Source organism: Leptolyngbya sp. PCC 6406 (assembly GCF_000332095.2).
GTDB lineage: Bacteria > Cyanobacteriota > Cyanobacteriia > Phormidesmidales > Phormidesmidaceae > PCC-6406.
The window spans coordinates 2,477,401-2,484,501 of the sequence record NZ_KI913949.1; the positions used below are offsets into that span (position 1 = coordinate 2,477,401).

At 57.3% G+C, this 7,101-nt stretch carries 7 protein-coding genes; 4 read left to right on the forward strand and 3 right to left on the reverse strand.

Features of this window, described 5'->3' with window-relative positions:
• Nucleotides 1-35: 35 nt before the first annotated feature.
• Both codB and LEP6406_RS0211010 read left to right on the forward strand, forming a co-directional pair.
• On the forward strand, nucleotides 36-1,328 hold the full coding sequence (gene codB, locus LEP6406_RS0211005) for a cytosine permease (protein ID WP_008310186.1): 1,293 nt from the start codon (nucleotides 36-38) through the stop codon (nucleotides 1,326-1,328).
• 172 nt (nucleotides 1,329-1,500) lie between these two features.
• Entirely contained in the window at nucleotides 1,501-2,007 is a 507-nt protein-coding gene (locus LEP6406_RS0211010; protein ID WP_027269048.1) for a hypothetical protein, read from the forward strand.
• A 76-nt stretch (nucleotides 2,008-2,083) separates the two neighbouring features.
• Here the strand turns inward: LEP6406_RS0211010 and LEP6406_RS0211015 are convergent, their stop codons facing one another.
• Together LEP6406_RS0211015 and LEP6406_RS0211020 are read right to left on the reverse strand one after the other, a co-directional pair.
• Entirely contained in the window at nucleotides 2,084-2,908 is an 825-nt protein-coding gene (locus LEP6406_RS0211015) for a PhzF family phenazine biosynthesis protein (RefSeq protein WP_008310182.1), read from the reverse strand.
• A gap of 222 nt (nucleotides 2,909-3,130) precedes the next feature.
• Nucleotides 3,131-5,986 (reverse strand): CHAT domain-containing tetratricopeptide repeat protein, encoded by a 2,856-nt coding sequence (locus LEP6406_RS0211020; protein WP_027269049.1) that lies wholly within the window; start codon nucleotides 5,984-5,986, stop codon nucleotides 3,131-3,133.
• Nucleotides 5,987-6,173: 187 nt separating this feature from the next.
• On the opposite strand from LEP6406_RS0211020, the gene LEP6406_RS0211025 reads away from it, so the two are divergent.
• Together LEP6406_RS0211025 and LEP6406_RS0211030 are read left to right on the forward strand one after the other, a co-directional pair.
• Complete coding sequence (locus LEP6406_RS0211025) at nucleotides 6,174-6,410, forward strand: DUF4160 domain-containing protein (RefSeq protein WP_027269050.1); 237 nt, start codon at nucleotides 6,174-6,176, stop codon at nucleotides 6,408-6,410.
• Nucleotides 6,391-6,699, forward strand: a complete 309-nt coding sequence (locus LEP6406_RS0211030; RefSeq protein ID WP_027269051.1) for a DUF2442 domain-containing protein — start codon at nucleotides 6,391-6,393, stop codon at nucleotides 6,697-6,699. The genes LEP6406_RS0211025 and LEP6406_RS0211030 overlap by 20 nt, the downstream gene beginning before the upstream one ends.
• Before the next feature lie 78 nt (nucleotides 6,700-6,777).
• On the opposite strand, the gene LEP6406_RS0211035 is transcribed toward LEP6406_RS0211030, so the two are convergent.
• Nucleotides 6,778-7,101, reverse strand: a 324-nt coding sequence (locus LEP6406_RS0211035) for a helix-turn-helix domain-containing transcriptional regulator (RefSeq protein WP_225886508.1), incomplete at its 5' end; no start/stop codon positions are given.

Consider the following 7,101-nt stretch of genomic DNA (forward strand, 5'->3'; position numbering starts at 1 on the left):
CAATGCTGCCACAGTTTTCGAGGCGGCCTATAACCATGACCACGATGCCCGAATCGCCTGCGGTAACGCAGGGCAGCGTTGCTGAGGACTATCCCCTCAGTTCAGTTCCTGTCAATGCGCGTAAGTCCTTTATTTCCCTAGCCCCCATTCTGGCGGGGTTTACCCTCTATTCCGGCACCCTGTTTGCTGGGGGACTGGTGGGGAATTCCTTCCAATTTTGGCCCGACTTGGTGGGGGTCATTCTCCTGGGCAACCTGATTCTAGGGGTATATGCCGCCCTGCTAGGACTCATCGCCGCCAACAGCGGCCTCACTACCGTTCTCATGGCCCGCTTTAGCTTTGGCAATGTGGGGTCGCGGTGGGTGGACTTTATTCTCGGCTTTACTCAAATAGGATGGTACGCCTGGACCTCTGCCCTTATGGCCCAGGTGCTGAACAGTCTGGCGGGTGTACCCGAGTCTTTGAACTGGTTGGTGATTTTGTTCTTCACCTATGCCTTTTGCTCCACTGCCTACTTTGGCTATAAGGCTATGGACTGGCTCAGTCGTGTCGCTGTACCCGCCATGGTGCTGCTGATGGTGCTGAGTTTGTCCATCGCTGCTGGCGATGTAGGGGGCTTTGCGGGGTTGCAAAATCAGGCGATTATTGAGCCCCTACCACTGAATGCTGCTATCACCATCATCGTGGGCACCTTTGTCTCTGGCGGCACCCAAGCGACCAACTGGAGCCGCTTTGCCAGTAGTGGCAAGGTGGGGTTTGGGGCGACTCTGATTGCCTTTTTTCTCGGCAATGGCCTCTTGATCTTTAGTGGTGCTTTTTGTGCCAAGGTCTACGGTGAGCCGGATATCGTCAAGGTCATGGCTCAACAGGGACTGTTGGTGTGGGGGTTGATTCTGTTCTTTTTGAATATATGGACGACCCAGGACAACGCCATCTATTCCTTTTCCATTGCCGGGGCCAATATGTTCCGCACCCACAAGCGCACTCTGTTTGTTCTGGGGGGGGCGACCTTTGCCCTGATCCTGGCCTTGGGGGGGATCTATGAACTGCTGGTGAATTATCTGATTCTGCTGGGGATATTCATTCCCCCCATTGGTGGCGTCATCATGGCGGACTTTTGGGTTGCTCGCCGGGGACAGTTTCCTGATTTGGCGGAACCCCAACCCGCCTTTAACTGGGCCGGGGTGATTGCCTATGTGGTGGCATCTGCGATCGCATATTGGAGCAATACGACCTCCTTCGGCATCGTCCCCGTCAATGGCATCGTGTCAGCTCTCGTGATCTACGCAATTCTGTCGAAGCTCATTCCCCAGGGCAGAACCACCTGATCCCAAAACCCACCAAGACACTTGCTCCAAGTTCATGCAGGATTGCAATATATATGACATGGGCGTATCCAAGGGTTAGGGAAGTCTAGGAAGGTTCGTTCTTTCACCAAAGGAGGTTTGGGCGTTTCAGCGTCCTCTCCCCCAAAGTCTGGATACGCCCATGACATCAAATATGACATTAACTCTGGTGCAACGGATGCAGGTATGGTTCCGCCTTCATCGGCGGATCACTCTGACCGTGCCCGTCGCGATCGCAGTTGCCAGACAACAGCTCAATTTTTCCCTAAGCCGCGAGATTGTTCTCGGCGGACGATTTAAACTGACTCGCCGCTACTGGGGCCATTTCAGTGCTGACCAGCTCACCCTCTATGGTCCCAGAGCCCAGAAACAGTTTTGCTTTCGCACCCAGGGACAACTGAGTGCCAGTGATCTGCCCGACCACACTCGCATTGATTTAGACATTTACCTGAGAACTCTCGACCTTTATTTACTTCTGGTCGCGATCGCGGTGGTAACCACGGTGCTGCTTGCAATATTTCGGCTGGGGGGACTCGTCCTTCTGCCTATCTTTTTGGGCTTCTTTTATCTCATGGTGCAGTGGCACTTTCAGTACTACGCCACCGAAATCACCCAACTTCTCAAGGATTTGAGTACTGGAGTCAAGGTGGAGTCCCCTTAGGGACGTGCAAGGCAATAACACCCCACTGATTCGGACCCACAGTTCTGTACCCTTACAGGGGGTTCCTGCACCTGGGTTAAAGCTGGGCAATGAGGTCGCCGCGCAGGACGGTGATGGCTTGACCGCTGATCAAGACGCGATCTGCTTGGCACGTCACCTTCAGCAGCCCGCCTCGGGTGGACACCTGCCGCGCTAGGAAGGTGTCCTTCCCCAGCTTTTCCTGCCAGTAGGGGGCCAGGGAACAATGGGCGGACCCCGTCACCGGATCTTCATTGATACCTGCCGCCGGGGCAAAGTAGCGAGAGACAAAATCCACCGCCGGATCTTCAGCGGCACTGGTGACGATCACCCCCATCACGGGTAAGGTCGCCATCAGAGAGAAGTCGGGCTGGAGCGATCGCACATGGGCCTCTGACGCCAGCTCCACCAGATAATTGCCCTCAATGGCCGTCGTACTCCCCCCCACAAACAGCGGCTCCTGTCCCCGCAGCGCCTTCAGCAGCACAGGATCGGGGGAGATCGGCTCCATGGGTTGGCGGGGAAAATTCAGGGTGATCCAGTCTTCCTCTAATCGGGCGGTAAGCAGCCCGCTGCGGGTGTGAAACCGGGCTGTAGCTCCAGGGTCGAGATGCCCTTCGCTCCAGAGCACATGGGCACTGGCCAGGGTGGCGTGGCCGCAAAGGTCCACCTCCGTTGTCGGCGTAAACCAGCGCAGATGGTAGCCGTCCTCGACGGGATGGAGAAAGGCGGTTTCCGAAAGGTTCATCTCCGCCGCGATCGCACGCATCCAGTCCTCATCCACAGGGGCGGCCAGAACACAGACCGCTGCGGGGTTGCCTGCAAAGGGCTCAGCGGTAAAGGCGTCAACTTGGAGAATTTGCAAGGAAGTTGGGACAGTCATAGGAGATTAACGGCTATACCGCTCTTTTATCCAGATCATCGGATCCTACACCCCCTATCGGTCCCCACCGATAGGTGATCCGCCTACCCAGTCTTAGTAGCGTGGGTAGAACGACGTAAAACCCACGAATACCAAGGAGCAACCTAGTCGTAGAGTGATTGCCCAGTGGGCGGGTGACCGATATGGGGTGTTATGGAATTGCCCGTCCCCTCGGGTGCGACCCTAAAGCGATCGCCAATTCCCTGCCAGCACAAACGCCGCCCAATAGTAGGGATGGCTATACTCGCCCCCCCGATTGATCATCTCCAACTGCACCGCCCGCAACGCCTCACTGCGACCCATCCCCGCCATCAGCTTTTCGTAATACCGGGCCATCAGGCTCTGGGTGCCAAAATCATCCACCTGCCACAGACTCAGCAGTTGGGTCTCCGCCCCAGCAATACCAAAGGCCCGCCGCAGACCATACACCCCCTCCCCATTGGCCACATCTCCCAGGCCAGTATCGCAAGCGGAGAGCACCACCAATTGGGTGCCAAAGAGATTCAGTTGGGACGCTTCCAAAGCGGTGAGCACCCCATCTTCATCGCCACTGCGGCGGGGATTGAACCCAGCTAAGGCCAAGCCCGATCGCAGTAAGGGATTCTCGACAGCAACATTGACCGGGATGCCGGGGGACAGCGACTCACCCCCGGCAATCAAGCCCAACCCCCGCGAGTCGGCATTGGGTCGCTCTACATCCGCCAGAAAGAACCCATGGGTGGCGATGTGGAGAATGCGGGGGGCCTGCACCTGCTTGAGGGCATTCTCAGTGGCTTGGTCGCCTTCCAGAAACGCGGCATTGGGGAAAAGGGGCTGAAGGGCGACGAGTTCTGCCGCTGTCCCCGGCAGGGGGCCAAATTGCAGTTGCCCCAGGACGGTGGCCCGTTGGCCAGTGCCGCGACTGCTGGCCACTTGTACGGGGTCGGTGTCGTAGTTGGGGTTCCCCACTAGGACGGCGGGGTTGCGGCTGGGGGGGACCACACCGAAGCGCACCAGATCCCGTCCCGTATTCAGATAACTGATCTGGTATTGCTCCACCAAGTAAGTCCCTGAGCCGCCCCGCCCCGCTCCCTGAGCGGAGTCGAAGGGCAATGCCTCAAAGGGCAGCAAATTCAGTTGACCATCGGGGGAAATCAGCAAATGCTCTCGCCTTTGGAGGTGGGGGGCGATGGGGTCAAAGACCAAGGCTTTAATCGCACCCGTCACAGTCTCTACCCGATCTGGGGCAATTTGTACTGCCACAGTACCCCGCCGTTGAAAATCAGCGCGGGTATCTTGCAGCAGGCCCACAAAGGACCGGACGGCGTCATCAATCTCGGCAGCGTCACCTAAATCCACGGCCTCAATGCGGCCATCGGGAAACAGCAGGTAGGCGGCGTAGCGGGCTGCTCCCCAGGGGTTGCGGGGATCTTGGGCATTGAAGGGCTGATAGCGGACGTATTCCACCAGCACGCCGTTGGCAGGGATCTGGGCTTGGACGGCGGCGAGGGTGACGGGGGTGGCTTCGGCGCGGAAGGTGGCACTGCGGCGGGCTAGGGTGGCTTCCAGTTGGTTGGCTTGGGCTTCTAGGGCGGTGATTTGGGCGCGGTATTGGTCGGGGAGCAGATCAGGGGGTGGGTTGAAGGTGAGATTGGCTAGTTGCCGCTGGGTGTTGGTGAGTTGGTCTAGGGTGGCTTGGTCGTCGGGGGTGAGGTTTTGCCGCAGTACTTGTAGGCTGGTGGTGCCCTCATCCAGGATGCGACCCTTGCGGCGCAGGAGAGTGGTCAGGGCCAGTTGTGCGGCTTCGGGGGAGGTGGGGGCGGATTGCAGGTGGAGGGAGATGGATCGTTGGCCTGTGCCCCAGATCGCGTTGATATAGGTTTGTCGTCGGGCTTCAGGTAAGGGTGCTAGGTTCAGAGCCAGATTCCACTCTTCAATGTCGAGTCCCTGCCCAAGGAACGATATCGCCTCCCCATGGCGACCCTGGGCTTGGTATAGTGATGCCAAGTTGTTGAGGCTGAGGGCCAGATTGGGATTGCGATTCCCATGCCGCTCTCGCCAGATGGCCAGGGATTCTTGGTAGAGGGGTTCCGCTTCCCCATAGCGGCCCTGGGCTTGGTACAGCGATGCCAGGTTGTTGAGGCTGGTGGCGGCCACAGATGAATTGGAATGGCGATCTCCTGCCTGCTCACGAAGGATGGCTAGGGATTCTCGGAAGAGAGGTTCCGCCTCCCCATAGCGACCCTGGTCTTGGTACAGCGATGCCAGGGTGCCGAGGCTTAAGGCCACAGCGGGATGGCGATCTCCTGCTTGCTCACGAAGGATGGCCAGGGATTCTTGGTAGAGGGGTTCCGCCTCCCCATAACGACCCTGGGCACGGTACAGCTCTGCCAGGTTGTTGAGGCTGAAGGCTACATTGGGATGGCGATTGCCCAATTGCTCACGAAGGATGGCTAGGGATTCTTGGTAGAGGGATTCCGCTTCCCCATAGCGGCCCTGGGCTTTGTACAGCGATGCCAGGGTGCCAAGGTTGGTGGCCACATCGGGATGGCGATTGCCCAACTGCTCTCGACGGATGGCCAGGGATTCTTGGGCCAGAGGTTCTGCCTCCCCATGGCGACCCTGGTTTGCATATAGAAGAGCCAAGTTGTAGAGGCTGGTGGCCACATCGGGATGGCGATTGCCCAATTGCTCACGACGGATGGCCAGGGATTCTTGGTAGAGAGGTTCGGCCTCCCCATAGCGCCTCATCTCAAAATGGTACAGCCCCGCCAAGTTGCCGAGACTGGTGGCCACATCAGGATGGTGATTGCCCAACTGCTCACGCAGGATGGCCAGGGATTCTCGGTAAAGGGTTTCAGCCTCTCTGTAGCGTCCTGCTTGGGAAAGTTCAAAGGCTTGTTGGTTGAGGGTAGCAGCTCGATTTAGAGCGGTGGTGTTGGGGGATTGGCTGAGGGTGGTTGGGGGAGTGGGGAGTGATTGGGCGGTGCTGGGGGGATGGAGGCCCAAGAGGGCGAGTGCGAGTGCCGCTGCTGTGATCCGTTGCCGTTGCCGTGCCATTGGTTTACCCCCAGGTACTCTCCGTAAAGGTACTTACTTCCCCGCCCCGCCCACCTATTCACCCCCACTCTCTTTAGATTTCCCGCCAGTCACCCCTTGATCTGCTGGGTCAAGTGAAGTGAGACCCAGCAGATCAAGGGGCTGAAACCCGCTATGCTCAGGATGAATCGCTGCCAGCACTGCCCAAATGCCTACACTGTTGATCATTGGGCCATATCGGTTCTTTTGCTACGCCGGAGATCGTGACGAACCCCCCCACGTCCATGTTGAGCGTGACCAAGCGGAGGCCAAGTTTTGGCTAACTCCAGTTCGACTCCACAGCAATAAGGGGTTTAGTCGCAAAGAAATCAACCGTATTCAGAAGCAAGTCGAAGAGAATCAAGAGCAATTATTGGAGGGCTGGCATGACTTCTTTAATGGTTGACTTAAAGGACATTCCCACCATTCAGTCAGTCGAGATCACTGATGACACCTTATCCGTTGACCTGGTAGATGGCCGGACGATTGCTGTGCCGATCGCGTGGTATCCACGGCTGTTGCAGGGGTCTGCCAAAGAGCGACAGGACTGGCGACTGATTGGTCATGGCGCAGGAATTCATTGGAATCAGCTTGATGAAGACATCAGTGTCAAAAATCTGATTCTGGGTCAGCCCTCAGGAGAGAGCCAACCATCATTTCAGCGATGGCTAAGTCAGCATCAAGCAGCAGACTGAGAAATGGCAAGCCCTGCGCCACTTGGCAGAAGGTGATGCCCTGTGATCAGTTCCATGCCTTATAGCTCCACCTCACGGTTAAGCCGCATCCGACTCAATCGGCTTAACCGTGAGAGTCAGCCCCAGTGACCTCAGGACAGCGATCAAATTAACCAGCGTCGGGTTCCCCTGATCCGACAACATCTTGTAAAGACTCTGGCGATTGAGATGGGTAATTTCAGCCAGTACCCCAATGCCACCATGGGCCGCCGTCACATAGCGCAGTGCCGTCAAAAACTCCTCAACCGATCCCCCCGCGATCGCGGTTGAGAGATATTCCGCCGCCACCTCCACATCCTGTAATTCCTCAATTAACAGGTCGTCATAATTTTCAGTTTGCCTGGGCTTGCTTTCCATAATTGG

Coding starts and splice junctions, on each gene's coding strand:
- codB (WP_008310186.1), top strand. CDS start 36: ATGACCACGATGCCCGAATCGCCTGCGGTAACGCAGGGCAGCGTTGCT.
- LEP6406_RS0211020 (WP_027269049.1), bottom strand. CDS start 5,986: ATGGCACGGCAACGGCAACGGATCACAGCAGCGGCACTCGCACTCGCC.
- LEP6406_RS0211030 (WP_027269051.1), top strand. CDS start 6,391: ATGACTTCTTTAATGGTTGACTTAAAGGACATTCCCACCATTCAGTCA.
- LEP6406_RS0211010 (WP_027269048.1), top strand. CDS start 1,501: ATGACATTAACTCTGGTGCAACGGATGCAGGTATGGTTCCGCCTTCAT.
- LEP6406_RS0211015 (WP_008310182.1), bottom strand. CDS start 2,908: ATGACTGTCCCAACTTCCTTGCAAATTCTCCAAGTTGACGCCTTTACC.
- LEP6406_RS0211025 (WP_027269050.1), top strand. CDS start 6,174: ATGCCTACACTGTTGATCATTGGGCCATATCGGTTCTTTTGCTACGCC.